Source organism: Pseudomonas sp. MIL19, assembly GCF_028680365.1.
In the GTDB taxonomy this organism is placed as follows: Bacteria; Pseudomonadota; Gammaproteobacteria; order Pseudomonadales; family Pseudomonadaceae; genus Aquipseudomonas; species Aquipseudomonas spirodelae.
This window is the reverse complement of the sequence record NZ_JAPPVG010000087.1, coordinates 1-692: the sequence shown is the minus strand read 5'-3', so window position 1 is coordinate 692 and position 692 is coordinate 1. Positions and strand designations below refer to the sequence as shown.

1 protein-coding gene is annotated in these 692 nt (G+C 62.4%); it reads left to right on the top strand.

What is annotated here, in order from left to right; all coding sequences use genetic code 11:
* The coding region (locus tag N1078_RS19470; RefSeq protein ID WP_274089706.1) for a PAS domain S-box protein at nucleotides 1–692 on the top strand (692 nt) is incomplete at both ends.

Here is a 692-nt window from a genome sequence, read left to right as displayed (position 1 = left end):
TCCGGAAAACTTGATCGGTGAAACCATCAGCGACCTGCTACTCAGCGACGTCGCTGAGCAGATCAAACCGCATCTGTTTAAAGCCCTGGAAGGCGTGCGCAGTGACCTGGATCTGGAATACGTCCGCCCGGACGGCAACAGCGCCTATGCCTCCTGCCTGGTGGTGCCGGAACGCCAGGTCAGCGGCCGCGAAGCCGGGGTGCTGGCGATTTTCACCGACACCAGCGAACGCGAGCACAATCGCCGACAGTTGATTGACTCACTGCGTGAAATCGCCGAGATCAAGGCCGCCCTGGATGCCCACGCCATCGTCGCCATCACCGATGCCCGCGGAGTAATCACCCAGGTTAACGACAAGTTCTGCGCCATCTCCCAGTACGCCCGCAGCGAGCTGGTCGGCCGCACCCACAAAATGATCAACTCCGGCCACCATCCACGCGAATTTTTCCAGGACCTGTGGCGCACCATCAGCCATGGCGAGGTGTGGAGTGGCGAGGTGTGCAACCGCGCCAAGGATGGCTCGCTGTACTGGGTGCAGAGCACCATCATGCCCTTCATCGGCAAGGATGGCCTGCCCGAGCAGTACATCGCCATCCGCGCCGACATCACCAAGCGCAAGCGCATCGAAGAAGCCGCCCAGCGCATGGCCCTGCACGACGCCCTCACCGGCCTGGCCAACCGCCGCCTGATGA